The sequence below is a fragment of the Microcella daejeonensis genome (assembly GCF_026625045.1).
Lineage (GTDB): Bacteria > Actinomycetota > Actinomycetes > Actinomycetales > Microbacteriaceae > Microcella > Microcella daejeonensis.
This window is the reverse complement of the sequence record NZ_CP113089.1, coordinates 1,492,227-1,517,028: the sequence shown is the minus strand read 5'-3', so window position 1 is coordinate 1,517,028 and position 24,802 is coordinate 1,492,227. Positions and strand designations below refer to the sequence as shown.

Annotated in this window: 25 protein-coding genes and 1 tRNA gene; 14 read left to right on the top strand and 12 right to left on the bottom strand. The window is 72.9% G+C overall.

Features of this window, described 5'->3' with window-relative positions; all coding sequences use genetic code 11:
• Window positions 1-119: 119 nt before the first annotated feature.
• Genes OVN18_RS07375 through OVN18_RS07365 form a run of 3 tightly spaced genes read left to right on the top strand, consistent with a single transcriptional unit; the run spans window position 120 to window position 4,752 of the window.
• The gene (locus OVN18_RS07375; protein ID WP_267780064.1) at window positions 120-1,142 is read left to right on the top strand and encodes a 3-oxoacyl-ACP synthase III; all 1,023 of its coding nucleotides are present in this window, start codon (window positions 120-122) and stop codon (window positions 1,140-1,142) included.
• Window positions 1,143-1,171: 29 nt separating this feature from the next.
• Window positions 1,172-3,787 carry an alpha/beta fold hydrolase gene (locus OVN18_RS07370; RefSeq protein WP_407666080.1) on the top strand — a complete coding sequence of 872 codons (2,616 nt, stop codon included), beginning with the start codon at window positions 1,172-1,174 and terminating at the stop codon, window positions 3,785-3,787.
• Window positions 3,784-4,752: an NAD-dependent epimerase/dehydratase family protein gene (locus OVN18_RS07365; RefSeq protein ID WP_267739046.1), complete on the top strand. Its 969-nt coding sequence runs from the start codon at window positions 3,784-3,786 to the stop codon at window positions 4,750-4,752. The genes OVN18_RS07370 and OVN18_RS07365 overlap by 4 nt, the downstream gene beginning before the upstream one ends.
• Window positions 4,753-4,794: 42 nt before the next feature.
• On the opposite strand, the gene OVN18_RS07360 is transcribed toward OVN18_RS07365, so the two are convergent.
• Window positions 4,795-5,763, bottom strand: coding sequence for a DUF2332 domain-containing protein (locus OVN18_RS07360; protein WP_267739044.1), 969 nt, complete (start codon window positions 5,761-5,763; stop codon window positions 4,795-4,797).
• A 136-nt stretch (window positions 5,764-5,899) separates the two neighbouring features.
• Between OVN18_RS07360 and OVN18_RS07355 the strand changes: the two genes are divergently transcribed.
• Genes OVN18_RS07355 through OVN18_RS07340 form a run of 4 tightly spaced genes read left to right on the top strand, consistent with a single transcriptional unit; the run spans window position 5,900 to window position 9,595 of the window.
• Window positions 5,900-6,730, top strand: a complete 831-nt coding sequence (locus tag OVN18_RS07355) for a universal stress protein (RefSeq protein ID WP_267780063.1) — start codon at window positions 5,900-5,902, stop codon at window positions 6,728-6,730.
• A 56-nt stretch (window positions 6,731-6,786) separates the two neighbouring features.
• Entirely contained in the window at window positions 6,787-8,400 is a 1,614-nt protein-coding gene (locus OVN18_RS07350; protein ID WP_267780062.1) for a GAF domain-containing sensor histidine kinase, read from the top strand.
• Window positions 8,397-9,074: a response regulator gene (locus OVN18_RS07345; RefSeq protein ID WP_267780060.1), complete on the top strand. Its 678-nt coding sequence runs from the start codon at window positions 8,397-8,399 to the stop codon at window positions 9,072-9,074. Before OVN18_RS07350 ends, OVN18_RS07345 begins: the two co-directional genes overlap by 4 nt.
• Before the next feature lie 14 nt (window positions 9,075-9,088).
• Window positions 9,089-9,595 carry a universal stress protein gene (locus tag OVN18_RS07340; protein ID WP_267780059.1) on the top strand — a complete coding sequence of 169 codons (507 nt, stop codon included), beginning with the start codon at window positions 9,089-9,091 and terminating at the stop codon, window positions 9,593-9,595.
• Window positions 9,596-9,622: 27 nt separating this feature from the next.
• Here the strand turns inward: OVN18_RS07340 and OVN18_RS07335 are convergent, their stop codons facing one another.
• A complete protein-coding gene (locus OVN18_RS07335; protein WP_267739039.1) occupies window positions 9,623-9,772 on the bottom strand; it encodes a hypothetical protein in 150 nt (49 codons plus the stop codon).
• Between the two features lie 224 nt (window positions 9,773-9,996).
• On the opposite strand from OVN18_RS07335, the gene OVN18_RS07330 reads away from it, so the two are divergent.
• The gene (locus tag OVN18_RS07330; RefSeq protein ID WP_267780058.1) at window positions 9,997-10,665 is read left to right on the top strand and encodes a BON domain-containing protein; all 669 of its coding nucleotides are present in this window, start codon (window positions 9,997-9,999) and stop codon (window positions 10,663-10,665) included.
• A 56-nt stretch (window positions 10,666-10,721) separates the two neighbouring features.
• On the opposite strand, the gene OVN18_RS07325 is transcribed toward OVN18_RS07330, so the two are convergent.
• The gene (locus tag OVN18_RS07325; RefSeq protein ID WP_267780057.1) at window positions 10,722-11,195 is read right to left on the bottom strand and encodes a hypothetical protein; all 474 of its coding nucleotides are present in this window, start codon (window positions 11,193-11,195) and stop codon (window positions 10,722-10,724) included.
• A gap of 274 nt (window positions 11,196-11,469) precedes the next feature.
• Here OVN18_RS07325 and OVN18_RS07320 point away from each other — a divergent pair, with 274 nt between their 5' ends.
• On the top strand, window positions 11,470-12,846 hold the full coding sequence (locus OVN18_RS07320) for an Ig-like domain-containing protein (RefSeq protein ID WP_267780056.1): 1,377 nt from the start codon (window positions 11,470-11,472) through the stop codon (window positions 12,844-12,846).
• A 110-nt stretch (window positions 12,847-12,956) separates the two neighbouring features.
• Here the strand turns inward: OVN18_RS07320 and OVN18_RS07315 are convergent, their stop codons facing one another.
• Complete coding sequence (locus OVN18_RS07315) at window positions 12,957-13,568, bottom strand: flavodoxin family protein (protein WP_267780054.1); 612 nt, start codon at window positions 13,566-13,568, stop codon at window positions 12,957-12,959.
• Complete coding sequence (locus OVN18_RS07310; RefSeq protein WP_267780053.1) at window positions 13,568-14,053, bottom strand: hypothetical protein; 486 nt, start codon at window positions 14,051-14,053, stop codon at window positions 13,568-13,570. Before OVN18_RS07310 ends, OVN18_RS07315 begins: the two co-directional genes overlap by 1 nt.
• 213 nt (window positions 14,054-14,266) lie before the next feature.
• Here OVN18_RS07310 and OVN18_RS07305 point away from each other — a divergent pair, with 213 nt between their 5' ends.
• Window positions 14,267-15,322 (top strand): zinc-dependent alcohol dehydrogenase family protein, encoded by a 1,056-nt coding sequence (locus OVN18_RS07305; protein ID WP_267780052.1) that lies wholly within the window; start codon window positions 14,267-14,269, stop codon window positions 15,320-15,322.
• Window positions 15,323-15,438: 116 nt separating this feature from the next.
• Complete coding sequence (locus OVN18_RS07300; RefSeq protein ID WP_267780050.1) at window positions 15,439-16,173, top strand: phosphatase PAP2 family protein; 735 nt, start codon at window positions 15,439-15,441, stop codon at window positions 16,171-16,173.
• 5 nt (window positions 16,174-16,178) lie between these two features.
• Here the strand turns inward: OVN18_RS07300 and OVN18_RS07295 are convergent.
• The 6 genes from OVN18_RS07295 to OVN18_RS07270 form a co-directional block, all read right to left on the bottom strand.
• Window positions 16,179-16,250: transfer RNA gene (locus OVN18_RS07295), tRNA-Arg, on the bottom strand.
• Between the two features lie 91 nt (window positions 16,251-16,341).
• Window positions 16,342-17,187 (bottom strand): nuclease-related domain-containing protein, encoded by an 846-nt coding sequence (locus OVN18_RS07290; RefSeq protein ID WP_267780049.1) that lies wholly within the window; start codon window positions 17,185-17,187, stop codon window positions 16,342-16,344.
• Window positions 17,188-17,523: 336 nt separating this feature from the next.
• Window positions 17,524-18,543: a nuclease-related domain-containing protein gene (locus OVN18_RS07285; protein WP_267780048.1), complete on the bottom strand. Its 1,020-nt coding sequence runs from the start codon at window positions 18,541-18,543 to the stop codon at window positions 17,524-17,526.
• 71 nt (window positions 18,544-18,614) lie between these two features.
• Window positions 18,615-19,115: an HNH endonuclease gene (locus OVN18_RS07280; protein WP_267780047.1), complete on the bottom strand. Its 501-nt coding sequence runs from the start codon at window positions 19,113-19,115 to the stop codon at window positions 18,615-18,617.
• Window positions 19,116-19,462: 347 nt separating this feature from the next.
• A complete protein-coding gene (locus tag OVN18_RS07275) occupies window positions 19,463-20,245 on the bottom strand; it encodes a C40 family peptidase (RefSeq protein WP_267780046.1) in 783 nt (260 codons plus the stop codon).
• A 208-nt stretch (window positions 20,246-20,453) separates the two neighbouring features.
• A complete protein-coding gene (locus OVN18_RS07270; RefSeq protein ID WP_267738989.1) occupies window positions 20,454-21,143 on the bottom strand; it encodes a metal-dependent transcriptional regulator in 690 nt (229 codons plus the stop codon).
• A 98-nt stretch (window positions 21,144-21,241) separates the two neighbouring features.
• Here OVN18_RS07270 and serC point away from each other — a divergent pair, with 98 nt between their 5' ends.
• From serC to OVN18_RS07255, 3 genes are read left to right on the top strand one after another with little or no spacing between them, the layout of a single operon-like run.
• Window positions 21,242-22,357, top strand: a complete 1,116-nt coding sequence (gene serC, locus OVN18_RS07265) for a phosphoserine transaminase (protein ID WP_267780045.1) — start codon at window positions 21,242-21,244, stop codon at window positions 22,355-22,357.
• A gap of 5 nt (window positions 22,358-22,362) precedes the next feature.
• Entirely contained in the window at window positions 22,363-22,683 is a 321-nt protein-coding gene (locus OVN18_RS07260) for a hypothetical protein (RefSeq protein ID WP_267738988.1), read from the top strand.
• 52 nt (window positions 22,684-22,735) lie between these two features.
• Entirely contained in the window at window positions 22,736-24,235 is a 1,500-nt protein-coding gene (locus OVN18_RS07255; protein ID WP_267780044.1) for a dihydrolipoyl dehydrogenase family protein, read from the top strand.
• A gap of 47 nt (window positions 24,236-24,282) precedes the next feature.
• Here the strand turns inward: OVN18_RS07255 and OVN18_RS07250 are convergent, their stop codons facing one another.
• Window positions 24,283-24,801, bottom strand: a complete 519-nt coding sequence (locus tag OVN18_RS07250; RefSeq protein WP_267738986.1) for a septum formation family protein — start codon at window positions 24,799-24,801, stop codon at window positions 24,283-24,285.
• Window position 24,802: the final 1 nt, after the last annotated feature.

Sequence of the window (24,802 nt, the reverse complement as noted above, 5' to 3'; positions counted from 1 at the left end):
CAGCGGGACGCGAGAACGGGCGAGCGGCCGACTGAGCGCAAGCCCCGCCCGGTGCGCGCGCACAGTCGAAGTGAGATAGAAAACTAGGGGGCCTTTCTACCGATCCCCCGAGGAGACCCGTGTCCGGCAACGCCACCGCCCGCTTCGACAACGTCGCGCTGCTCTCCGTCGCGAGCGTTCTTCCGAGCCGGGTGACGACGTCGGAGCAGATCGAGGCGCAGCTCGAGCCCTCGCTCAAGCGACTCAAGCTGCACCGCGGCCTGCTGCGCCGCGTCGCCGGCGTGCTGGAACGGCGCAACTGGGCGGCGGGCGAGACCGTCGACGCGGCCACGATCGCCGCCGGCAAGCGCGCCCTCGCCGAGGCCGGCGTCGATGCGAAGGACGTCGGCCTGCTCATCAACACCTCGGTGACGCGCACGAACCTCGAGCCCTCCGTCGCCGTCGCCCTGCACCATGGCCTCGGCCTGCCGAGCTCGGCCATCAACTTCGACGTCGCCAACGCCTGCCTCGGCTTCATCAACGGCATGTCGCTCGCGGCGACCATGATCCAGTCGGGCCAGATCCGGCACGCGATCGTCGTCGCCGGCGAGGACGCCGACGAGATCCAGGTGAACACCATCGAGCGGCTACTGGCCGCCGAGGGCAGCCGCGACGACTTCATGCGCGAGTTCGCGACGCTGACCCTCGGCTCCGGATCGGCTGCGGCCGTGCTCGGGCGGGCGGACGAGCATCCCGCCGGCCACCGCGTGCTCGGCGGCGTGACGCGCGCCGCGACCGAGTTCCACAAGCTCTGCGTCGGCAGCGTCGACGGCATGTTCACCGACGCGAAGGCTCTGCTCAAGGGCGGCCTCGACCTCGTCGTCTCGGCGTGGAAGGAGGCCTCGCACGAGTGGGACTGGTCGTCGATGAACCGCTACATCACGCACCAGGTCTCGTCGATCCACACCGATTCGATCGTCAAGGCCGTGAGTCTCGACCGCTCGCGCGTGCCCACGACGTTCCCGACGCTCGGCAACATCGGTCCGGCATCCGTGCCCATCACGCTCGAGCGCGAGCAGGCGAACCTGCGCGAGGGCGACCGCGTGCTGCTCGTCGGCGTCGGCTCGGGCCTCAACACCGCCATGCTGGAGCTCGCCTGGTGATCGACGAGCACCGTCGCCTTCTCGACGGGATGCCCGGCCTCGACGCGCGCGTCAGCCGCACCATGCTCGTGCCCCAGTCGGGCTCCGATGCCGCCCATGAGTGGCACCTGCTCGACACGGGCCCCGAGCTGGAGCGCCGCGGCGTCGCCCCCGCCGGCACGATCCTCGCCGTCCACGGCAACCCGACCTGGTCGTACCTCTGGCGCGGCCTCGTCGCGGCGTCCCTCCGTGCGGCCGACGCCGGCGAGCCGGCCTGGCGCGTCGTCGCCGTCGACCAGCTCGACATGGGCTTCTCGGCGCGCACCGGCATGCACCGCCCGCTCGCGCAGCGGGTGCGCGACCTCGGCGACCTCACCGACGCCCTGGGCCTGACCGGCCCGGTCATGACGCTCGGCCACGACTGGGGCGGCGTCGTCGCCCTCGGCTGGGCGGTCGACCACCCCGCCCTGCTCACGGGCGTCATGTCGCTCAACACGGCCGTGCACCACCCGGACGGCGTCCCCATCCCCGCGCCGCTGAGGCTCGCCGGCGCCCGCGGCGTGCTCGCCGGCTCCACCGTCACGACCCCCGCGTTCCTCGAGACGACGCTGTCGCTCGCGCGGCCCGCGCTCGATCCGGCGGTGCGCGAGGCGTACCGGGCGCCGTACCGCACGGCCGAGCGTCGGCGGGCGATCGGCGGCTTCGTCGCCGACATCCCGGTGGATGCCGCTCACGAGAGCCACGTCGAGCTGCAGCGCATCGCCGCTGGCGTCGCCGCGCTCACCGTGCCCGCGCTGCTGCTGTGGGGCCCGCGCGACCCGATCTTCGGCGACCGCTACCTCGACGACCTCATCGATCGGCTGCCGCACGCCGACGTGCACCGCTTCGAGGGCGCCGGGCACCTCATCGCCGAGGAGCGCGACTACGCCGGGGCGATCCTGACCTGGCTGGGTGACCGGGCAGCGGCGCCGACGGCGGGCACGTCCGCTGAGACCGCGCTCGCGCGCGATGCGGCGCCCGCCGTCGCCTTCACCCCCCTCTGGTCCGCCCTCGACGCCCGCCGCGACGACGACGGCGACGCCGTCATCGACATGGCCGCGCGCGGCGGCGAGCGCCACGTCAGCTGGCGGCAGCTCGACGACCGGGTGCGCCGCATCGCCGCGGGCCTCGCGAGCGTCGGGGTCACGACGGGTCAGCGCGTCTCGGTGCTCGTGCCGCCCGGCCCGACGCTCACCGCCGTCGTCTACGCCTGCCTGCGCATCGGTGCGGTCGTCGTGGTCGCCGACGCGGGGCTCGGGGTGCAGGGGCTCTCGCGGGCCGTGCGCGGATCCTGGCCCGACGTCGTCATCGGCGAGGCGCGCGGGCTGGCCGCGGCCCGAGCGCTCGGCTGGCCGGGGATGCGCGTGTCGGTCGCGCGGCTGCCGCGGGCATCACGTCGCCTTCTCGGCGTCGCGCACAGCCTCGGCGAGATCCTCGACCGCGGCACGGGCGCCGCGCTGCCGCCCGAGCCCGCCGCCGACGACGCCGCGGCGATCCTGTTCACCTCCGGCTCGACCGGTCCGGCGAAGGGCGTCGCGTACACGCACCGGCAGCTCTCGGCGCTGCGCGACGTGCTCGCCGCCCACTTCGGCATCGGCACCGACACGGGACTCGTCACCGGATTCGCGCCCTTCGCCCTGCTCGGCCCTGCCCTCGGCACGCGCTCGGCGACCCCCGCGATGGACGTCTCGGCGCCGCGCACCCTCACCGCGCGCGCGGTCGCGGCGGCGGTGCGGGCATCGGATGCCCGCATGGTCTTCCTCTCCCCCGCCGCCGTGCTCAACGTTGTCGCTACCGCTGACGCCCTCGGCGCCGACGACCGCCGCGCGCTGGCGACCGTGCGCACCTTCCTCTCCACGGGCGCTCCCGTCGGCGAACCGCTGCTCGCCGCGGCCGCCGAGCTCATGCCGAACGCCGAACCGCACACCCCCTACGGCATGACGGAGTGCCTGCTCGTCACCGATGTGACCCTCGACGGCATCCGTGCGGCCTCCGCCGCCCCCGATCAGGGCGTCTGCGTCGGCTCGCCGATCGGCGCCAACCGGGTGCTCATCAGTGCGCTGGATGCCGACGGCCGCGCCGTCGGAACCCCGAGCTCGACCGCCGGCGTTCTGGGCGAGGTCGTCATCTCGGCGGCGCACCTCAAGACCGGGTACGACCGACTCTGGCTCACCGACCGCGGCGCCCTCGCGGGAACGCCCGACGACGACGACCGCTGGCACCGCACGGGCGACGTCGGACACCTCGACGCCGAGGGCCGGCTCTGGATCGAGGGCCGCCTGCCGCACGTGCTCGTCACCGCGGAGGGGCCGCTCGCCCCCGTCGGGCCGGAGCAGCAGATCGAGGGCTCGGCCCACGTGCGTCGCGCGGCGCTCGTCGGCGTCGGCCCGCACGGGCTGCGCCAGGCGGTGGCCGTCGTCGAGACCGTGCCCGCCGTCGCGCGCCCCGGTCTCGCCTCCGCCGAGGTGACCGCCGACATCCGGGCGCGCACCGAGACGCCGCTCGTCGCCGTGCTCGCGGTGCCGGGCCTGCCGACCGACATCCGCCACAACTCCAAGATCGACCGCACCCGGCTGTCGGCCTGGGCCGAGCGCACGCTCGCCGGCGGACGGATCGACGCGCCGTGATCGTCGCCGTCACGGGGGCCTCGGGCTACCTGGGCCGCGCGGTCGCGGCCGAGCTGGTGGCGGCGGGGCACGACGTGCGCACGCTCCAGCGCCGGGCCTCGGGCGTCGAGGGCGTCACCGATATGCAGGGGTCGGTCACCGATGCGGCAGCCGTCGCTCGGGTTCTCGACGGGGTCGAGGGGGTCATCCACCTCGCCGCCAAGGTCTCGCTCGCGGGGGATGCGGCCGAGTTCCGCGCCGTCAACGTCGAGGGAACCCGCACGCTGCTCGACGAGGCCGAGCGCGCCGGCGTCCGACGGTTCGTCAACGTCTCCTCCCCCTCCGTGGCGCACGCCGGCAGCGCGCTCGAGGGCGTCGGGGCCGAGCCCGCATCCCCCAAGGATGCCCGCGGCGAGTACGCGCGCACGAAGGCCGAGGCCGAGCTGCTCGCCCTCGGCCGCGACTCGGCCGCGATGCGCGTCGTCGTCATCCGCCCGCACCTGGTCTGGGGGCCGGGAGACACGCAGCTCGTCGGCCGCATCCTCGACCGCGCCCGCCGCGGGCGGCTGCCGCTCCTCGACGGCGGCCGCGCTCTCATCGACTCGACCTACATCGACAACGCGGCCACGGGCCTCGTGGCAGCCCTGCAGCGCACCGAGCACGCGCACGGCCGCGCCTTCGTGCTCACCAACGGCGAACCGCGACCCGTCGGCGAGCTGCTGACGAGCATGTGCCTCGCCTCGGGCGTGCGGCCGCCGCAGTGGAGCCTGCCGGCCGGCGTCGCCCGCGCCGCCGGCTCGCTCATCGAGCGCGCCTGGGCCCTCCGCCCGGGAGTCGACGAGCCCCCCATGACGCGCTTCCTCGCCGAGCAGCTCTCGACCGCGCACTGGTTCGACCAGCGCGAGACCCGCCGCGCGCTCGGCTGGGCCCCGACGGTGAGCATCGACGAGGGTCTGCGGCGGCTCGCGGCGCACGCGTCGCGCTGACCCGCACGCCGACCGCACGGCCCGCACGGCCCGCGCGCGCCCTCAGCGCAGGGCCGTGTAGCTCTGCCCGTGCGGCCCCGCGAGCCCGATCGGCGCTCCGTCGACCGAGACGATGAAGCGGCCCTCGACCGGCTCCGTCACCCGGTCCGCGATCGAGGGCAGAACGTGCTCGCCCTCGTTCGCGATCCACGTGACCCCGGGCAGCGAGGTGACGAGCTCGACGAACTGCGCGCGGCGCTCCGGCGGCGGGTACATGAGCACGGCGCTGTGCATGACGACGACGCGCGCGCCCGCGGGCGCCCGGTCGACGAGCGCGGCCAGGTCGTCCACGAGATCCCCCGCGACGATCTCGGGCGGATCGAGCGCGACGAGGGCGGCCGCCGCGTGCAGTCGCGCGCGACGCTCCTCGTGCTCCGGCCAGATGAGGGCGTCGAGCCAGCGCAGGGTGCCCGCGTCGCGCACGTCGTTCGGGGACAGGTCGAGGCCGGCGCGCCAGACGATCGTGGGCAGGCGCGCGGGCACCGCGGGGGCATCCATCGCGCACGGGATGACGACGGGGCTCGGCCCGTCCGGCGGATCGAGGGCGACCACGCCGTCGGAAGTGGTGAAGCGGTAGCTGTAGCGGTCGGGGTACAGGCAGAGACCGGCGGATGCCCCCACCTCGATGAGCGCGATGGGCCCGTCGATCGCGGCGAGCGCCGGCAGCAGCACCGCGCAGCGCGCGGCCTCGTTCGTCTGCGTCGCCCGCGCCAGCATGACCTCGACGAGCTGGGGCCATCGCGGCAGCGCCCACGCGCGGAAGTCGGCGAAGGAGCCGGCCTCGGCGCCGAGCCAGCGCGCGGCACCGAAGAGCAGGTTCGGCTGGCGCTTGATCGGCGGCAGCACGGCGATCCGCGCGAGCAGCTCGGGGTCGTCGGCGATGCCCCGCGCCCACCCCTCGTAGATCGGCGAGCTGCCGACCGTCTCGACATCGGCCCACCGCCGGTACATCGCCGCCAGCTCCGTAGTCATGGCCACACGCTACCGAGCAGCGCGGGCCCCGGCGACGCCCCGTGCGGATTCAGGACCTTCGGTCCTGGCGGGCGCGCGTCGGGCGGCCGTAGCGTCGCACTCGCCGCGCACAGCGGCAGAGACACGAGGTGGCTCGATGGACACTGTCGTCGCCGGGTTCGACGGAACCGACGCCTCCTTCGTCGCGCTCGACTGGATCGCCGATCGGGCGGAGCGGCGGCGCTTCGCGGTCGAGCTCGTGCGGGTGGTGCCGGCGGAATCGATCTCCGTCGCGGAGGAGGATCCCGTGCTCCGCGAGGGGACGGCGTACCTGACGACGGCCGCCCCGACGCTCGCGGTCACCCCGCGCATGGTCCCCGGACGCGTTCCCGACGCCCTGCTCGCCGCCGCCCGCGGGAGCGACCTCCTGGTGATCGGAGCCCACCGCCGCCGCCCGATGAGGTCGGCCCTCACCGGATGGCGCCCCGCGCGCACGGTCGCGCAGTCCGCGACCCCCGTGGTCGTCGTGCCCTCCGACTGGGAGAACGGCCACGGGCCGGTCATCGTCGGCCTCGATGACGACGGCTCCTCCTCCTCCGCGCTGGAGCTGGCCGCCGACGAGGCCGCGTCGAGGGGCGTCGAGCTGCTCCTCGTGCACGCGTGGCAGATGTCGATACCCGATACGGACGGCGTCGAGGCGTACCTCGACCTCCCGGCGACGGTGAAGAGCGCGCACCGCCGCCTTCTCGACGACGCGCGCGTGCGGCTCGGGCTGGAGCGCGAGGGGCTCGTCGTCACGAGCGCCCTGGTGCAGGACAACCCCACCGCGGCCCTGATCTCGGCCGCGGCACGGGCATCCCTGCTCGTCATCGGAACGCATCATCGCGGACTGCTCGAGAGCGCGTTCCTCGGGTCGGTCGTGCAGGACCTGCTGCCGATCGTTCGCGTGCCGCTCTGGGTCGTGCCCACGGCCGCCCCCGTGCGATGAGCCCCCACCCCGCCGAGGCTCGACAGCCGTAGGCGCCGCACCGAGAGGAGGTGAGCATGGTGCCGTCCGTTCGAACTGATCGCGTCGCCGGCGGGCCCGACGTCGCGGTGCCCACGCCGGCCGAGCGGCGTCTGCGCGGCCTCGTGACGGCAGCCGCCTCCATCATGGAGTCGCTGGACCTCGATGTCGTGCTCAATCGCACCGTCGCCTCGGCGATGCAGGCGGTCGACGCTCGCGTCGGAGGGCTCCGCCTCATCGCTCCCGACGGCACCGTCGACCGCGATATCCGCATCGGGGTCGACGCGAACCGGGTCGGACGCGTCGCGTCCGCATCGCCCGAGGACGGCGCCCCCGACGAACCCTCCTGCGAGAGGATGCCCGCCCTCGCGACGCAGGAGCCCTCGACGATCTCGCACCTCAGCATCCCGATCCCCCTCCGCTCCGGATGGACGGGGATCCTCCAGCTCGCCGAGAGCCACGACGACTACTTCACCGACGACGACGAAGCGCTCCTCACGGCGCTCGCGGAGACCGCGGGGGCGGCGGTCGCGAGTGCGCAGATGCACGAATCGATCCGCGCCCGCGAAGCCTGGCGGGCGGCGACGGTCGAGGTCATGTCGGCGCTGCTCGACGACGCCGACGGCTCGGCCCTCGATCTGATCGCCGACCGCGTCGCCGCGATCATGGATGCTCGGCTGGTGGCCGTCGCCGTTCCGCAGGAGGAGGGCACGCTCCTTCTCGCGGCCGCGGTCGGCGACGGTGCCGACGGGATGCGCGGGCGCGCCTTCCCCTCCGCAGGAACGCTGAGCGCCCGAGCGCTCGCCCTGCGGAGGCCCGTCCAGTCGCCGTCCCCGCCTCACCCCCCGATCGCCGGAGCGCGGGACGATATCGGCCAGACCATCGCGATCCCCCTCAGCGCGGGCGGTGACGCCCTCGGCGTGCTGACGGTGTCCCGCTCCCCCGGTGCGACGCGGTTCACGGCCGAGGATCTCGAGATGGCCTCCGTGTTCGCCGCGCACGCGAGCGTCGCTCTCCAGCTCGTCCGCGCGCGCGACGACCGGCATCGTCTCACGACGTCGCGGGATCGCTCGCGCATCGTGCGCGACATGCACGACGACGTCATCCAACGGCTCTTCGGCATGGGCCTCGCTCTGCAGGAGGAGTCGCCCGGTGCCGCGGCCACGACCGTGGACGCGCACGCCGCCGTGATCGACGAGGTGATCGCGGACATCCGCACGATCGTCTTCGCGCTCGGCGACCCGGGGTTGGGCGAGGGGCGCCGACTGCGCGACCGTCTTCTCGCCGTGGTGAGCGACGCGAGCGACGGGTGGCGCGCTCCCCCGCTCATCACCTTCGACGGCGCGCTCGACCTGGTCGTCGATGCCGCGCTGGCCGACGACCTCGTCGCCGCTCTTCGCGACCTGCTGGGCTCCGTCGATCGGCATGCCGATGCGACGAGGGTGCGGGTTCGCGTGAGCGCCTCGGACGAGCTCGTCTCCCTCGAGGTGCACGACCACGGACGAGGGCTGAGGGCCGCCTCTGCTCGCCGCGGCCTCGCCCGGCTCGCCGCGCGTGCACGGCATCACGGCGGCCGCAGCTCGGTGCGGTCGACCGAGGACGGCAGGATCGCGGTCTGGAGCGTGCCGATCCGCCCGAGGAGGGCGCCATGATCCGCGTCTTCCTCGTCGACGACCACGAGATCGTGCGCACGGGTCTCGCCGCCCTCGTCGACTCCGAGCCCGACCTCGCGGTCGTCGGCGAGGCGGGTTCCGTCGAGGAGGCGCTGCGCCGCATCGACGCGACCCATCCGGACGTCGCCGTGCTCGACGTCCGCCTGCCGGACGGCAGCGGCGTCGACCTCTGCCGGGAGATCCGTTCGACGATGCCCTCGACCGAGTGCCTCATCCTCACCGCGTACGACGACGACGTCGCGCTGCGCTCCGCGATCCTGGCGGGGGCGAGCGGCTACGTCCTGAAGAACATCCGCGGACGATCGCTGGTGACCGCCATCCGCACGGCGGCCTCGCACCGTCGGGTGCAATCACCCGAGCTCGTCCGCCGCGCCGTGCAGGCTCTCGACCCGGCGCCCTCCGCGCACGACGCGGCCGCCGAGCCTGCCCTGGGTCTTCGCGAGCAGCAGGTGCTGCGCCTCATCACCGACGGGCTCACCAATCGCGAGATCGGCGCCCGGCTCGGTCTCGCGGAGAAGACCGTCAAGAACTACGTCAGCGCCCTGTTCGCGAAGCTCGGCATGGAGCGTCGCACGCAGGCCGCGGTGTACGGGGCCGAGCATCGTCTGCACGATCACCAGCCGGGCGCGCCGATGACGGCCGGTTCGGAATGAGAAGGAGATCCCCCATGCGATCCGACGCACCATCCGCGACGGGCGCCGTCGTCATCGGCGTCGACGGGTCGCCCGCCTCGCTCGAAGCGCTGCGCACCGGTGCGACGATCGCCCGGGCGTTCGACGCGTCGCTCCTCGCGATCACCGCGTGGCAGTACCCGGTGGCCGTCGCGGGGATGATGCCCCTCGCCGGCTGGTCGCCCGAGGCGGATGCGTCCGCCATCCTCGACGAGGCCGTCGAGACGGTCTTCGCGGGGTCTCCGCCCTCCGATCTCCACCGCGCCGTCGTGGCCGGCCCCGCCGCACCGGAGCTCATCCGGCGGAGCGACTCCGCGACCATGATCGTCGTCGGCAGTCGCGGGCACGGCGGTGTCGCCGGCCTGCTGCTCGGCTCGGTCAGCACGGCGGTCGCGCAGCACGCGCGCTGCCCCGTCCTAGTGGTCCACAGCGCGGCGGATGCCGGAGCTCGCCGTCGATCGCACGAGAGCGCCGCCGCGCCTCTCCCGCTCGTCGAGCGCTAGCCGACGACTCCTCGGGGGTCGATGGGCTCAGGTCCGCGCGATCGACTCCGCGAGCGCGGTGAGGTCGATCGGCTCGGTGGGGGGCAGCTCGATGTCCGCCGGTCCGATGACGACGCGGATCGACGCGGGGGTCGCCGCGGTGCGGGTGCCGGTGCGGATGAGAGTACGGGTGCTCATGATGCCCTTCCCTGTCGAGCCGCCGTCGGAAGGCGGGGTGACCATCGTCGGTCGCCTCCGCGCCCGCGCTCCAGGCCGAAGGTCCCCCGAGGCGCCGCACCGGCCGACGCCGACGGCGACGCCCCCTCCCGCAGGACCTTCGCCCCTGCGGCGGCCCCGATCGCGCGGCGAGCATGGAGGCGCGCAGTCGCGCGATGCACACGGCACGAGGAAGGGATCCGCCCATGGTCACCACGACCCGAGTCCGCACCGACCACGACCTCCAGGGCCTCGTCCAGGAGGAGCTGCGCTGGACTCCCGACGTCGATGCCGACGCGATCGGCGTGGCGGTCGACGACGGCACCGTGCGGCTCTCCGGCGAGGTGCGCACCTTCTCCGAGCGGGTCGCCGCTCTGCGCGCGACGGAGCGGGTCCGCGGGGTTCGAACCGTCATCGACGACATCACGGTGCACCCCTCCCCCCAAGGTTCGGTGTCGGAGACGGATGTCGCGAAGGAGGTCGCTCGAGCTCTCAGCACCTCCGTCAACGTGCCCGACTCGATCAGAGCCGAGGTGCACGGTCATGCCGTGGTCCTCATCGGCGAGGCCGAGTGGGACTACCAGCGCGCAGCAGCCCGTCGAGCCGTGCAGGTGCTCCCCGGCGTGCTCTCCGTCGACAACCGCGTCACCCTCACCGCCCGTCCCTCCGCACCGGATGCCCGTGAGCGGATCGCCCGTGCCATCGCCCGCAACGCCCTGCTGGATTCCGACAGCATCCACGTCGCCGTCACGGGGACGACCGTGACGCTCACCGGGTCCGTCCGATCGTGGGCGGCGCGGCGGCAGGCCGCCCAGGCCGCATGGGCGTCGCCGCACGTGACCGCGGTCGACAACAGGCTCGCCGTCAGCATCTGACGACGACGACGGGCGCCGGCGACCCCCCGACCGCCGGCGCCCGCTCCTCGAACGGGTCAGCGCGCAGGCCGCAGAAGTGCCGCCCGACCCGGCTCGCCGCGGCGACGCGGTCCGCCCTCGGGGCCGACCACGCCCAGCACGAGCAGCGCGAGCCCAATCTCCGCGAGGCCTGCGGCGGCGTAGATCACCTGCAGCGGTCCGGACGGCACGATCGTCATCTGCACCACGATCCAGATCACGAGCGCGTACCCCGCGATCGCGGCGGCGAGGGATGCCCGGCGCATCCCTGCGAGAACCGCGGTCACGGCGAGCACGTGCAGACCGCCCACGATGCCCGCGAGCAGCACCCCCGGCAGCAGGTACGAGTCGAAGGGGGAACCCTCCAGGTGCTCCAGCGAGGGCACGACCACCGATCGTCCCGCGGGCCGGAGGGATCCGGCGGCGAGAGCGATGCCGCCGATGACAGCGGTGACGGCGACCGATCCGGTGATGACGAGCAGCAGGAACCGGGCGACTCGATGGCGAGACATGACGACCCTCCGTGCCGGCCGGGATGGCCGCGCCGCGCGATGATGCCCCCATCGGAGGGCGATGGGCAGTGACGAAGGTCCTGCACCCGGAACAGACGGCGGTGCGCCCGCGGCGACGCGCCCGGCCGTCGGGCGGCGGTGACGACTCCGCGACCGCTCGGTGAACATCCCCGAACATCCCTCGAAGAGCGCCCTCCCGGCGCTTAGCGTCGTGCCGGGTCGGGCCTCCGGCCCACCCCCTCCTCCCTCTCATCCCCCGTAAGGAAGCACCCCGATGCGATTCACCCCCACGATCGGCGCCGCCGTCGGTCTCGCCGCCCTCCTGGTCGCGGCACCGCTGCCCGCGACCGCGCAGCCCGCCCCCGACGCCGCCACCGGCGACCTCACCGTCACCCGCTTCGACGACCGCTACGCCGACGGCCTGTTCGACCCGAGCAAGACCGCCCCGAACGGCGACATCGACTCCCTCAACACCTCCCTCGCCGCGCAGCTGATCGATGTCGAGGGCACCCGGCACTACCGCAGCGCCGACGACGACGGCCTCTACCGCTTCGCCGACATCCCGGCCGGACCGGCGACGCTCTACCTGGGCTACCCGAACGGCCCCGCCGGCGAGGTTCTCTTCGACGCCACGGGCGCCGCCTCCGCGGCCGACATCACCCGCCTCGCCTCCGCCGAGTACTTCGGCCAGCAGGGCGTGCTCGAGCTCGTGATCGACGAGGACGGCGAGGAGCGCCTGATCGGCATGTCGGCCCTCCGCAGCGTCGCGAACGTCGTCGACACCGAGGGCGCCCCCGTCTCCGGGGTCGCCCTCGAGCTCGGCTCGGGCGAGGACTGGTACCCGGCCACCGAGTACTCCTTCCAGCCCGGCACCTACGAGGCGTTCCAGGCCGGCGGCTACATCCGCCACCTGCCGGGCGAGCTCAGCGTGCGCCTCACCCCGCCTGCCGGCACCCGCATCGCCTCGGTCACCGCGGGCGATGTGAACGCCTTCACCGTCACCGAGCGCGACGGCGTCTACTCCTACTCCTCGAGCGAGGTGCTGAACTTCTTCTGGAACCCGGCCTTCACCATCACCCTGGAGCCCGCCCCCGACGTCGCGAGGCCGGAGGCGACCCTCGTCACCCCGACCACGAAGGGCCCCTTCTCGACGCTCTCGCTGCAGGTCGACGCCACTGATGACACGGCCCTGCGCCGCATCGTGGCGAACATCTACCAGGGCTCGACCCTCGTGAAGAGCACGCAGACGGCCGTCAGCGGCGCCAGCGGCACGCACACGGCGACGGTCTCGCTGCCCGATGGCACGTACCTCATCCGGTACAACGCGCAGGATGCCGCCGGCAACGTCTCGCAGACCCGCACCGTCCCCGTCACGATCGACGCCACCGCCCCGACGGTGACCGTCAAGCCCGAGGCGCGCTTCACCCAAGCAACCGGATCGACCTACGACCTCGTGAGCGTCAAGCTCTACGACGCCGGTTCGATCGACCGCGTCGTGCTGAACGGCGTGGAGAAGGACCTGACCGACAACAAGTGGTCCGACGTCAACTTCATCGAGCCCGGCGTCTTCGGCGCCGTCGTGGGCGCCAACGCGCTCGTCGCCTACGACGTGGCCGGCAACGCCACCACGGTCGAGTTCACGCTGAACTGATCAGCGGATGCGATGCCCCCGCCGGCCTCGGCCGGCGGGGGCATCGTCGCGGGGTCCCGCGTCGCCGAGCCCGTGACGGCGGGCGCGCATCGATGCCGGCCGCACGCGGTTCACCGGTCGGCGCGGTGCTCGTGCGAGGCCGCCGGAGCGGGCGGAGGAATCTCCCGCAGCAGCTCGCGCACCCACTCCGCCGCACCGTCGAGCTCCCCGTCGAGGAGCGGGCCCTCGTAGCCGTGCACGCGGAAGGTGCGGGCCTTGGCCCGCACGTCGAAGCCGCGCGATCGCAGCTCGTGCCGAGCCGCCTTGGCCGCGGATCCCGGCAGTCGAGGCGAGTCGACGCGCGTGTCGAAGGCGGCGGCCGCGATCGGGCGGGGAACGGGGAGCACGCGGTCGAGCCACTCCCGCAGGCCGCGGTCGACCACGCGCGGCGCGGCGTTGTTGAGCACCGCCGCCTGCCGGGTGGATGCACGGCTCATCGAGAACGCGTGGGTGGGCCCTCCGGCGATCACGAGGTCGAAGCCGTCCAGCACCGTCGGAGCGGTCTCCGCGTTCTCGATCACCACCGTCATGCGCAGCTCGAGTTCGCGGGCGATCGCCCGGGCGACCCTCTCGGTGTTGCCCCAGAGGCTCTCGTAGACGACGAGCGCGCGCCGGGCATCCCACCCCTCGGATCGGGGTGCGGAGCCCGCGGACGCCGCCGTCACCGCCTCGTCGGCGTTCATCAGCCGACCCCGATGCGATGGCGCATCGCGAGTCGCGCCTCGTCCGGCGGCCGGTGGCGCGGGGGCTCCCGATCGTCGCTGAACACGCCGAGGACGATCAGCACGAGGCCGATCTCGGCCAGGCCGACGGCCAGGTAGACGGTCTGCAGGATGCTGAACGGGATGATCGTCATCTGCACGATGATCCAGATCACGATCGCGTACGCGGCGATCGTCACGGCGAGATTCGCCCGGTTCATGCGCTGCAGCACCGCGGTGAAGGCGACCCCGTGCAGCCCGCCCACGATCAGCGCGAGCGCGATCCCGGGCAGCAGGTAGGAGTCGAAGGGCGAACCCTCCAGGTACTCCAGCGGGGGGCTGATGCCCGACAGGGCGCCCGGCCAGATCGCGCCGGTGATGAGAGCGATGCCGCCCGCGACGGACGTGGCGGCGACACCCCCCGTGAGCCCGAGCAGCAGATATCGGATGGGACGACGGCGGATCATGACGCACCTCCCTGCGACGGCGACCGAGGTGGCCGCACCGCTCGATCGTCGTCGCCGGCCGGAGGAGCGGCCAGTGACGAAGGTCCCGCGTGGGCGGATGCTCCACCGAGGGTCTCGGAGACCGCACCCTTCGGGCCGAAAGTCCCTGGCGGCCGCGCTCGGCGACCGCGACGATGAGGCCCGCGGGCACTCCGCCGACGACGAGGAGGCACCATGAAAGCGCTGGTCTACGACGGGCCGTCATCGATCTCGTGGCGGGAGGTGCCCGATCCGAGCATCCTGGCGCCGACCGATGCGATCGTGAGGATCGAGACGACGACGATCTGCGGCACCGACCTGCACATCCTGAAGGGCGACGTGCCCACGGTGGAGGCGGGCCGCATCCTCGGGCACGAGGGCGTCGGGATCGTGACGGAGATCGGCGCCGCCGTCGCCGGCATCGCCGTCGGCGACCAGGTGATCATCTCCTGCATCTCGGCCTGCGGGACGTGCGGCTACTGCCTCGACGGCATGTACTCGCACTGCCTCGCCGACGAGGGTTCCTCGGGCATCGGCTGGATCCTCGGCCACCTCATCGACGGCACGCAGGCCGAGTACGTGCGCGTGCCCTTCGCCGGAACCTCGCTGCACCGCGTGCCCGAGGGCGTCACCGCGGAGGACGCCGCGATGATCAGCGACATCCTGCCGACCGGGCACGAGATCGGCGTGCGCTACGGCGCGGTCGAACCGGGCGACGTCGTGGCGGTCATCGGCGCAGGCCCCGTGGGCCTCGCCGCGATGACCACCGCCGCGCTCTACGGACCGAGCCGCGTCATCGCCGTCGACATCGACGCCAACCGCGTCGAGCAGGCGAAGCGCTTCGGCGCCAGCGACGGGGTGCTCTCCTCCGACGCCGACTGGAAGGATCAGGTGCTCGCGCTGACCGACGGTCTCGGCGTCGACGTCGCCATCGAAGCGGTCGGCGTTCCCGCGACCTGGGACATGTGCCTCGCGATCGTGCGCCCGGGCGGGCACGTCGCGAACGTGGGCGTGCACGGCAAGCCGGTGAGCTTCCCCCTCGAGACCGCGTGGATCCAGAACCTCACGATCACGACGGGGCTCGTCAACACCGACACCTCGCGCATGCTCATCAAGCTCCTCGCGCAGGGCCGGCTCGCCGTCAACGGCTTCATCAGCCACCATTTCGCGCTCGACGACATCCTCAGCGCCTACGACACCTTCGGCCGCGCCGCCGAGACGAAGGCGCTCAAGGTCATCCTGACGGCGTGAGCAACGGGGCGGGCGCCTCGCGGGGCGCCCGCCCTCCCGCCGGAATGCGGGCGCAACGGGCGCTCGCGCGATACGGTGGCGCCGATCCGAAGGGGATCCCGACGGGAGAGGGCCTCGTGAGCTCAGAGGATCAGGGACGCCCGGGAGCGGTGCGCCGCTTCCACGAGAAGTTCGTCGTCGAGGTGCGCACGGTTCGCGGCTCCGCCCGCCGCGACCTCTTCATCATCGCGATCGTGCTCGTCACGGTCGGCCTCCTCGCCTTCCTCGCCATCCTCGACTCCGTGCGCGAGAGCGACGGGCTCTCCGTCATCGACGTGCCCGTGCAGGGCTGGCTGCAGGGCATGCGCTCGCCCGAGCTCACCGTGGCCATGACCGTCATCGCGATCGCGTTCGGGCCGATCGCGATGCCCATCATCGTTCTCGTGACGACGGTGTGGTGGGGTTTCGCCGCGAAGCACGCCTGGCGACCCCTGCTGCTCGCCGGCGGGATGATCGCGGGGGTGGCCGTCGTGCAGACCCTCGCACCCCTCATCGGGCGGGACAGGCCGCCCATCTCCTCAATGCTGCTCGACGTCGACTACACGCCGTCGTTCCCCTCGGGGCACGTCATGGGCGTGTGCGACTTCCTGCTCATCACCACGTTCCTGGTGTTCTCCCGGCAGCGGAATCCGCTCTCGGTCGTCGGGGCGTTCCTCATCACGGGCATCCTGGTGATCGCCACGGCATCGTGCCGCATCTACCTCGGCTACCACTGGCCGACCGACGTCCTCGCCTCGATGTCGCTCTCCCTCATCGTGGTGGGGGGCGTCATCGCGTTCGACACGTGGAGGACGGTGCGGGTCGTCGAGTGACCCGGTGCCCCTGGAGGGACTCGAACCCCCAACCCTTTCCTTAGGACGGAACTGCTCTTCCATTGAGCTACAGAGGCTGACCGCTCCACTGTACGGGCTGCACCGGGGAGCGCGCATCAGCGGGGCGGCACCGCCGGGCGGCGCCGATCTCGCACTCGAGCGCAGCGCTCAGAACACCATCCCGTGGGAGACGAAGACGCCGAGACCGACGGCGAAGACGGCCGCGGGCAGCAGGCCGAACCCGACGACGACGAGCGCCTCGGCGATGTGCGAGCGCACCGAGCGGCGCACGCGCACGGCCGGAGCCGCGACCGCACTGGCCCCCGCGCCGATGAGTCCGGCGGCGAGAGCCGCGTCGATCTGCGCGTCGATGCCGGCGGGGTCGACGACGGTCGGCAGCGTGCGGCCGAACGAGCCGAGATGCTGCTCCGAACGGGCGACGCCCTCCCCCAGTCGGGCGAAGCGCGTCATGATCGCCGCGCTGCCCCCCGAGCTCGGCTCGGCGTGCCAGGTCTCAGGCTCCTCCGCGGCGAGGCGCACGAGCTGCAGGCGCGTCGACGACTCGGCGGCGGGCCGCCACTGCAGCCACGAGAGCAGGTCGCGCGACGAGATGACGTGCGGCTGGTCGCGGTCGTCGGTGCGGGCATCGGTGAACGAGCGCTCGCCGACGATGACGGTGACCGGGATGACCGGCTCCTGCGCCCCGGTCGCCGCAGCCAGGCGCCTGCCGGCGGCCGCGGCCTCGTGCACGCCCGCGGTGCAGCGCGCGAGCCGGCGCGATCCGACCACGAGGCCCTCGTCGTCGACCAGCACGTCGAGCCCGCGATGGTGCTGGGCGCTGACGGCGTACACGCCGGTGGGCCCGATCAGCAGGTGGGCGAGCGCGGCGTGGGGCCCGAGCGGAACGGCGTGCAGCGCCGTCCACTCCGGCCCGAGCATCGCGAGCACGAGCCCCAGCTCGATCTCCCCCTGCGCGCGGTGGAACCACGGCCGAGCATCCGGATGCAGGCGCACCCGATCGCCGACCCGCAGAGCGTAGTCGCGAGCCTCGGCCGCGGACTGCGCCCGAAGGCACCGCTCCGCGGCATCCTGACCCGCGGCTCGCGCCAGCGGCTCCTCAACGGCAGTGATCCCCCCGGATCGTGCCACCGTCGCATTCCCGAAATACGACATTTTGTTCCCCCGGCCATCAGGTTAGGGGTCTGAACGTCGGCGGTCAGGCCCCCTTTAGGGGGACTGTATTGCTCCTGACCGCGCACGCCGCGACGTGCGGCCTGCGACGCGCCGCCTCGTGTTCGCTTTTCGACCGTCGGCGAAGAGACGACATGGTCGCCCTTCCGCGCCCCGCTCTCATTCGCCGAGCACCGCACCAGTGAGTGCGGACGTGAAGGAGGCGATCAACCCTGGCAGCCACGCCGGCGCGGTCATCGCCGCGACAGCGAGCACCACCATCTTCATGATCGTCTCGTTCCGCCGCGCACGCCGCGCGATCTCCCGTTTTCCGGGGCCACGAGGTCGCCGCGGCGCCGCCGATCGAGCAGGCGGACGCGAGGACGTGCGCACCGTGCTCTCCTCGCGGCCGACGCCCGGGCGCTGCTCGGGTATTCGCCGCCGCGGCTTCGGTGCGGCGCCGACCTCGCCAACGAGACGATCGAACCGCTGCATGACCCGACTGGTCTGCGCGGCTGTGGGGTCCGAGTGCCAGGTGCTCGGCTCCTCTGCCGCGAGACGGATGAGCTCCAGTTCCGTCGAGGAATGCGACGCCGGCTGACGAAGCATCCAGTCGACGAGACGACGGGAATCGACGACCGCGGGATGCGATCGTGGACCCTTCCGGCCGTCGGTGATCGTCGACTGCCCGACGAGAGCGAGCACCGGAACGACGTGAACGCCGAAATCCGCGTGCCGAGCGAGCCGAACCGTCACGTCATCGGCATCGCGTCGCGCGGCTGCGATGTGCGGGGTGTTCGCGTTGTTCACCCGCAGCACATGGTCTCCGATCCAGATGCTCGCACCGATGTGATGCTTGGTGTTGATGGCGTAGACGCCGGTGGGACCGATCACCAGATGATCGATGTCCTTCGTGCCGGAGCCGATCGGGACAGCGTGTCGGACCATCCATTCCGGCCCGAGCGCGCGGAGCATCTCACCGACGACGCGCTCGCCGATGGCGCCGACGTACCAGGACCATGCGTCATCGCTGAGCGTGACCGAGGTCTCCGTGCGCAGAGCGGGGTCTCGACGCTCCGCTGCGGCCTGCACCTCGAGGCACTTCTTCGCGACCGAGTAGCCGGCCTCGCGGGAGAGCAGCTCGTTGATCGCGCTGAACCGCGCTCGAGCAGCGTTCGACTCTGTGTCCACCGGCAGCACCCCCGATCCATGACGCTAACGGGGGCTCCGCCGATCGACACTCCCCCATTCGAGGGATGCTCGAGCTAGCGTTACGCCGCCGCCGGCGCCAGGTACTCGTCCCACGAGGGCTGCGGCCGCTCGATGCCGCGCACGAGCCACGCGGTGCCGTGCGGCGCCCGCGGCTGCACGCGCAGCCGCCATCCCATCTCGGCGGGGGTGCGGTCGCTCTTGATGTTGTTGCAGCGCAGGCAGCAGGCCACGAGGTTCTCCCACGAGTCGCGGCCGCCGCGCGAGCGGGGCATGACGTGGTCGATCGTCGAGGCGTGGCCGTCGCAGTAGGCGCAGCGGTTGCCGTCGCGGCGCAGCACGCCGCGACGGGTGAGCGGCACCTGACGGCTGTGCGGCAGGCGCACGTAGCGGCGCAGGACGATGACGCTGGGGCGCTCCCACGAATCGTGGATGCCCAGCACGGGGTGCTCGACATCCTGCACCAGCACGGTGGCCTTGCCGTTCATGACGAGCACCAGGGCCCGGCGGAACGACACGACGGCGAGCGGCTCGTAGCCGGCGTTGAGAACGAGAGTGCGCACTGCGGAACCTCCAGGGTGAACGGGCCCGCATGGCCTGCGGGCGGTCCTACTCGCCGGTGCCGCCGTCGGCGGGAGGGTTCAGCGCCCCCGCTCGCGCGGGCACAAAAAAAGCACTGCAGTCAGACTGCAGTGCTCATCTCGTCGCGGACGTGACAGGGCACGATCCGGCGAACGCTGGGCTGTATGCGGAACAGGACGCGCGCATCCACGGTTTGGATGTCGCGCTGCTCGCACATGGCCTCTCCCGGGTTCCTCTTGGTGGTACCGAGTGGCATCAGGGTAGACCATGAATCGGCGCTCCTCACTGGGAGGACGCGCCGATTCACGAGAGGTTCACGAGCGAGGGCTCAGATGCCGATGCGCACGATCCAGTAGTTGTCGGTCCAGATGGGGCGCACGCTGACGAAGGCGCCGGGCTTCGGGGCGTCCATGATCATGCCGTTGCCCATGTAGATGCCGTTGTGCCCGGGCATGATCACGAGGTCGCCGGGAACGGCGGCCTCACGAGCGATGCGGGTTCCCATGGCGTCCTGGCCGACGACGGAATGGGGCAGCGCGACGCCGAACTGCGCGTAGACGAACTGCACGAAGCCCGAGCAGTCGAAGCCCGAGGGGTCGGCGCCACCGAAGCGGTACGGCGTGCCGATGTACTGCTGGCCCACGGCCGCGATCGACGCGAGATCGAAGGTCGGGTAGGCGGGGTTGGCGATGTAGTCGCCGACCGTCGGGCCGGAGTACGCGGCAGCGGCGGGGGCGGCGGCGAGCTGCGCCCGACGTTCGGCGGCGGCGGCGGCCGCAGCGGCGGCGGCCTCGGCGGCGCGCGCGGCCTCGAGCTCCTCCACCGTCGTCGCGGTGAAGGCGTCGCGCACGACCGTCTGCGCGGTCGTCGCCTCGTTGTCGACCTCCTGCGCCTCAGCGGCGCGCACCTGCGCCTGCGCGGTCGCGGCGTCGAGAGCGTCGGCGTTGGCGACCGGATCGATCGCGTAGCCCGGCAGCGCCAGGGTCGCGACGAGGCCGGTGGCGACCGTCATGACGCAGACGTTGAGGGCGGTTCCCCTCCACGTGTCGCGGAACGGGCGGCGGATCGCCGGAGTGGTGGCGCTCGCGCCGGTCGGGTTCGCTGGGATCAAGAGATTGGGCCTCTTCGCATCTCACCGCTCCTCGCAGGCGGCCCGTCCGCTTTCGTGGTGTCCACGGTCTGCACGCGGGACGGGCGGCGTGAGATGCCGCGTGCAGGATCCCCTGCCGGTTGGGTGGCCGCGGGGACCCGGCGAGTGTAAGCGAGATAACGGTCTGGTTACAAGGCGACGGGCCGACCCCAGATGGTGTGCCTATTCGTCAGTCGGCGACGTATATGTGCTGCGCGACCTCGGTCGGCAGTTCGATCCCCTCAGCACGGCCCACGACCTCCACCGATATGTAGCCGTTCGCCTCGGCCCGGATCCGCGCCTCCGCGCCGGGCATGACACCGGCCTCGTGGAGCTGGTGCAGCAGATCGGGGTCGAACTGCACCGGCTCGGCGAGACGCCGGATGGTGCAGTGCAGGGTGCCGGCGGCGAGCGCGTGCGGCAGCGGCAGCACACCGTCGAGGAAAGACTCGGCGACGGGGCCGCCGATCTCCTCCAGCCCCGGGATGGGGTTGCCGTAGGGCGACTCGGTGGGGTCGCCGAGAAGGGTCAGCAGCCGGCGCTCGACCTGCTCGCTCATCACGTGCTCCCAGCGGCAGGCCTCGTCGTGCACGAGCGACCAGTCGAGGCCGATGACGTCGGCGAGCAGGCGCTCGGCGAGCCGGTGCTTGCGCATGACCCCGACCGCCTTGTGACGGCCGGTCTCCGACAGCTGCAGGTGCCGGTCGCCGTCGACGTGCACGAGGCCGTCGCGCTCCATGCGGGCGACGGTCTGCGACACGGTCGGGCCGGAGTGCCCGATGCGCTCGGAGATGCGGGCGCGGAGGGGCACGATGCCCTCCTCCTCGAGATCGAGGATGGTGCGCAGGTACATCTCGGTGGTGTCGACGAGATCCGTCATTGATCGCCTCCCGGTCGCATCGCCCCGCCCCGACGGGCAGACCTCCAGCCTAATCGACGCGGTCTGTGCGCAGCCGCCCGCTCAGTAGCATGGAGGCCATGGCCGACATCGTCATCCCCCGCGATCTGCTCCCGCTCGACGGCCGTTTCGGCTGCGGCCCCTCGAAGGTGCGGCCCGCCCAGCTGGATGCCCTCGCCGCCGCGCGCGACGTGCTGGGCACCTCGCACCGCCAGGCCCCGGTGAAGAACCTCGTGAAGAGCGTGCGCACCGGGCTCGCCGAGCTCTTCCGACTGCCGGAGGGCTACGAGGTCGTGCTCGGCAACGGCGGATCGACCGCCTTCTGGGACATCGCGGCCTTCGGCCTCATCGAGCGCCGCAGCGCGCACCTCGCCTTCGGCGAGTTCGGCGCGAAGTTCGTCGCCTCGGCGAGCGCCCCGTGGCTCGAGGCCCCGCACGCGGTGACGACGCCGGGCGGCACGCGCGGCGTGCTCGAGCCCGTCGACGGCGTCGACGTGTACGCGTACCCCCACAACGAGACCTCGACGGGCGTGAGCGCTCCGGTGACCCGCGTGGGGGCATCCCCCGAGGCCCTGACGCTCGTGGACGCGACGAGCGCCGCGGGCGGCATCGATTTCGACGTCGCCGAGACCGACGTCTACTACTTTGCCCCGCAGAAGAACTTCGCGGGCGACGGCGGCCTGTGGCTCGCGCTCATGAGCCCGGCGGCGATCGAGCGGGCGCAGCGCATCGGCGCCTCCGACCGGTACATCCCGCCGTTCCTGTCGCTCACGGCCGCCATCGACAACTCCCGCCTCGAGCAGACGCTCAACACGCCGGCGCTCGCGACGCTCGTCATGCTCGACGAGCAGACCCGCTGGATGAACGAATCCGGCGGCCTCGCCTGGGCCGGCGCCCGCACGGCCGAGAGCTCAGGTCACCTCTACGACTGGGCCGAGGCGCACCCGCTCGCGACCCCCTTCGTCGCCGACCCCGCCCACCGCTCCCCCGTCGTCGTCACGATCGATCTCGACGAGTCGATCGACGCGGCGCAGGTGGCGAAGACCCTGCGCGCGAACGGCATCGTCGACACCGAGCCGTACCGCAAGCTCGGCCGCAACCAGCTGCGCGTGGCCACCTTCGTGGCGATCGAGCCCGACGACGTGCGGCTGCTCACCCGCTCGATCGATTTCGTGCTCGACGCGATGGCCGGCTGAGCGCGATGCGCCTCTGGGTGCGCCAGGAGGAGCGCCGGCCCGAACCCGAGCCGCTGCGCACGAACGATGCGCGCGCCTTCTGGGTGGGCTTGGGCGGGTGGATGCTCGGCCTCGCCGTCGTGCTCGCCATGCTCGCGGTGCCCGGCGCCCTCGACACCCGGGCCGCCCTGCTCACGATCGGCATCGGCATCGCGCTCGGCGTCGCGGGCGTGATCGTCTCCCGGCGCACCGGCCACGACCGGCGCGGGAGCGCGGCCGCACCGCCCCCCGCCCCCGCATCGCCGCTCACCCCGCCCGCAGCTCCCGCCGCGCCACCGCTCGGCTGACGCACAGCCCGCACGCGGGCGCGCGAGGCCCGGGTGCGGCACGCTGATCGTCATGACCCCCTCCGCCGCCGCTCCGACGTCCGCGCCGACCTCCGCCCCGATGACCGCATCGGGCCCTGCCGCGTCGGGCGCGCTCGACGACGTCACCACCGAGGTGCTCGTCGTCGGTGCCGGCCCGGGCGGCACGGCCGCCGCGCTGCGGGCCCGCGAGCTCGGCGCCGACGTCACCGTGGTCGAGGCGGCCGCCACGGGCGGCACCTGCGTCAACCTCGGCTGCGTGCCCACGCGGGGTCTCGCGAAGGCCGCGCGGCTGATGCGCGAGGTGCGCACCGCGGGCCGCTACGGCATCGTCGCCGTCGACGAGCGGGTCGACTGGGCGGCCACGACGGGCCGGGTGCGCGCCGCGGTGCAGGCGGTGCGCGAGATGAAGCGCGAGCCGGCGCGGTTCGCCGAGGCGGGCATCCGCCTGCTGCAGGAGGGGCGCGCCCGCTTCGAGGACGCCCACACGATGGTGATCGACAGCGGCCGGCGCATCCACGCCGACACGATCATCCTCGCCGTCGGCGGGCACTCCTCCCGCATCCCCATCCCGGGCGCCGAGCTCGCGACCGTGCCAGAGCACGTGCTCGATCTGCCCGAGCTGCCGCGCCGCGTCGCCATCATCGGCGCGGGCAACACCGGAGCCCAGCTGGTGACGATCTTCCGCTCGCTCGGCAGCGAGGTCACGGTGCTCGACCTCGCCCCGCGCGTGCTGATGACGAGCGACGAGAGCGTCTCGGCCGCCATCGCCGAGGCCTTCGAGGCCGACGGCGTCGCCGTGCGCACGGGTATCGCCGGCGTCGACCGCCTCGAGCAGACCGGTGACGGCATCGCCGTCCACTGGCGGCAGGGGGCGGATGCCCAGCGCACGCTCGTCGACGTCGTCGTCATGGCCACGGGGTGGCCCGCCGACCTCGCGCCCCTCGCGCTCGACAAGGCGGGGCTCGAGCCCGAGCGCGGCTTCCTGCCGGTCGACCGGTTCTACCGCTCGCCCGTGCCGAGCATCCTCGTCGTCGGCGACGCCAACGGGCGCGACATGCTCGTGCAGGGAGCCCAGTTCGAGGGCGAGGCCGCGGCCGAGAACGCCGTGCTCGGCGTCAACCGGCGCTCGATGCTGAGCCTGCTTCCCTCCGGCGGGTTCACCGACCCCGACTACGGCGGGGTGGGCGCGACGGTCGCCGAAGCGCGCGAGCGGGACCCGGGCTGCATCGTCGTGACCGTGCCGTTCAGCGACCTCGACCGGGCCGTCATCGACGACCGCACCCGAGGATTCCTGACGCTCATCGTCGACCGCCGGCGCGACCTCGTGCTCGGCGCGCACGCCGTCGGCGAGCACGCGATCGAGATCGTGCAGTCGGTCGCGACCGCGATGGCGGCCGGGGCGGACGCCGCGACGCTCGCGGCCGTGCGCTTCGCCTACCCGACCTACGGCGCGATCATCGGGCTCGCGGCGCGGGCTGCCCTGCGCGACGACCCGGAGGTCGCCGACGTCACGAGCGCCGTGCTCGGCTGAGCCGCAGCAGCGGATCGGCGCGGCCGGCGACGGGCGGGCGGGATCGCCTAGCGGGCGATCCCCTCGAGGCTGCCGGTGGTCTGGCCCGCCTGGTCGTAGACCGTGCAGAGCACCTCGCGATCGCCGGTGGCCCAGCTCTCGGCGCTCGGGCTGAAGTAGCTGACGTAGTAGAGCGACTCCTCGTAGGCGAGCCCGATGAACTGCTCGAAAGCGGAACCGCAGTTCTCCTCGACGGCTGCGGCGAGCTCCTCATCGGTCGGCAGCTCGGCCGTGGTCAGGTCGAAGGCGGAGTACACCTCGCTGTCGTGCGGCTCGCTGCAGGGGACGATGGGGAGCGAGCTGACCTCCTCCTCCGCGACCGAGGCGTCGTTGAGGCAGTCGCCCACGGCGATGGCGAAGACGTCGGCGCTGTCGTTGCCCTCGACGACCTGGCCGCTGTCGTCGCGCTCGACCTCGCCGGTGATCGAGTTGATCGCCGCGCATCCGCCCAGTGAGAGGGCGAGCAGCGCGGTGGCGGCGACCGCCGCGAGGGATCGTGCGCTCAGCACGCGGGCGGTCGTCGTCATG

Coding starts and splice junctions, on each gene's coding strand:
- OVN18_RS07305 (WP_267780052.1), top strand. CDS start 14,267: ATGAAAGCGCTGGTCTACGACGGGCCGTCATCGATCTCGTGGCGGGAG.
- OVN18_RS07270 (WP_267738989.1), bottom strand. CDS start 21,143: ATGACGGATCTCGTCGACACCACCGAGATGTACCTGCGCACCATCCTC.
- OVN18_RS07260 (WP_267738988.1), top strand. CDS start 22,363: ATGCGCCTCTGGGTGCGCCAGGAGGAGCGCCGGCCCGAACCCGAGCCG.
- OVN18_RS07355 (WP_267780063.1), top strand. CDS start 5,900: ATGGACACTGTCGTCGCCGGGTTCGACGGAACCGACGCCTCCTTCGTC.
- serC (WP_267780045.1), top strand. CDS start 21,242: ATGGCCGACATCGTCATCCCCCGCGATCTGCTCCCGCTCGACGGCCGT.
- OVN18_RS07250 (WP_267738986.1), bottom strand. CDS start 24,801: ATGACGACGACCGCCCGCGTGCTGAGCGCACGATCCCTCGCGGCGGTC.
- OVN18_RS07315 (WP_267780054.1), bottom strand. CDS start 13,568: ATGAACGCCGACGAGGCGGTGACGGCGGCGTCCGCGGGCTCCGCACCC.
- OVN18_RS07345 (WP_267780060.1), top strand. CDS start 8,397: ATGATCCGCGTCTTCCTCGTCGACGACCACGAGATCGTGCGCACGGGT.
- OVN18_RS07350 (WP_267780062.1), top strand. CDS start 6,787: ATGGTGCCGTCCGTTCGAACTGATCGCGTCGCCGGCGGGCCCGACGTC.
- OVN18_RS07255 (WP_267780044.1), top strand. CDS start 22,736: ATGACCCCCTCCGCCGCCGCTCCGACGTCCGCGCCGACCTCCGCCCCG.
- OVN18_RS07325 (WP_267780057.1), bottom strand. CDS start 11,195: ATGTCTCGCCATCGAGTCGCCCGGTTCCTGCTGCTCGTCATCACCGGA.
- OVN18_RS07370 (WP_407666080.1), top strand. CDS start 1,172: ATGCCCGGCCTCGACGCGCGCGTCAGCCGCACCATGCTCGTGCCCCAG.
- OVN18_RS07310 (WP_267780053.1), bottom strand. CDS start 14,053: ATGATCCGCCGTCGTCCCATCCGATATCTGCTGCTCGGGCTCACGGGG.
- OVN18_RS07320 (WP_267780056.1), top strand. CDS start 11,470: ATGCGATTCACCCCCACGATCGGCGCCGCCGTCGGTCTCGCCGCCCTC.
- OVN18_RS07340 (WP_267780059.1), top strand. CDS start 9,089: ATGCGATCCGACGCACCATCCGCGACGGGCGCCGTCGTCATCGGCGTC.
- OVN18_RS07330 (WP_267780058.1), top strand. CDS start 9,997: ATGGTCACCACGACCCGAGTCCGCACCGACCACGACCTCCAGGGCCTC.
- OVN18_RS07335 (WP_267739039.1), bottom strand. CDS start 9,772: ATGAGCACCCGTACTCTCATCCGCACCGGCACCCGCACCGCGGCGACC.
- OVN18_RS07360 (WP_267739044.1), bottom strand. CDS start 5,763: ATGACTACGGAGCTGGCGGCGATGTACCGGCGGTGGGCCGATGTCGAG.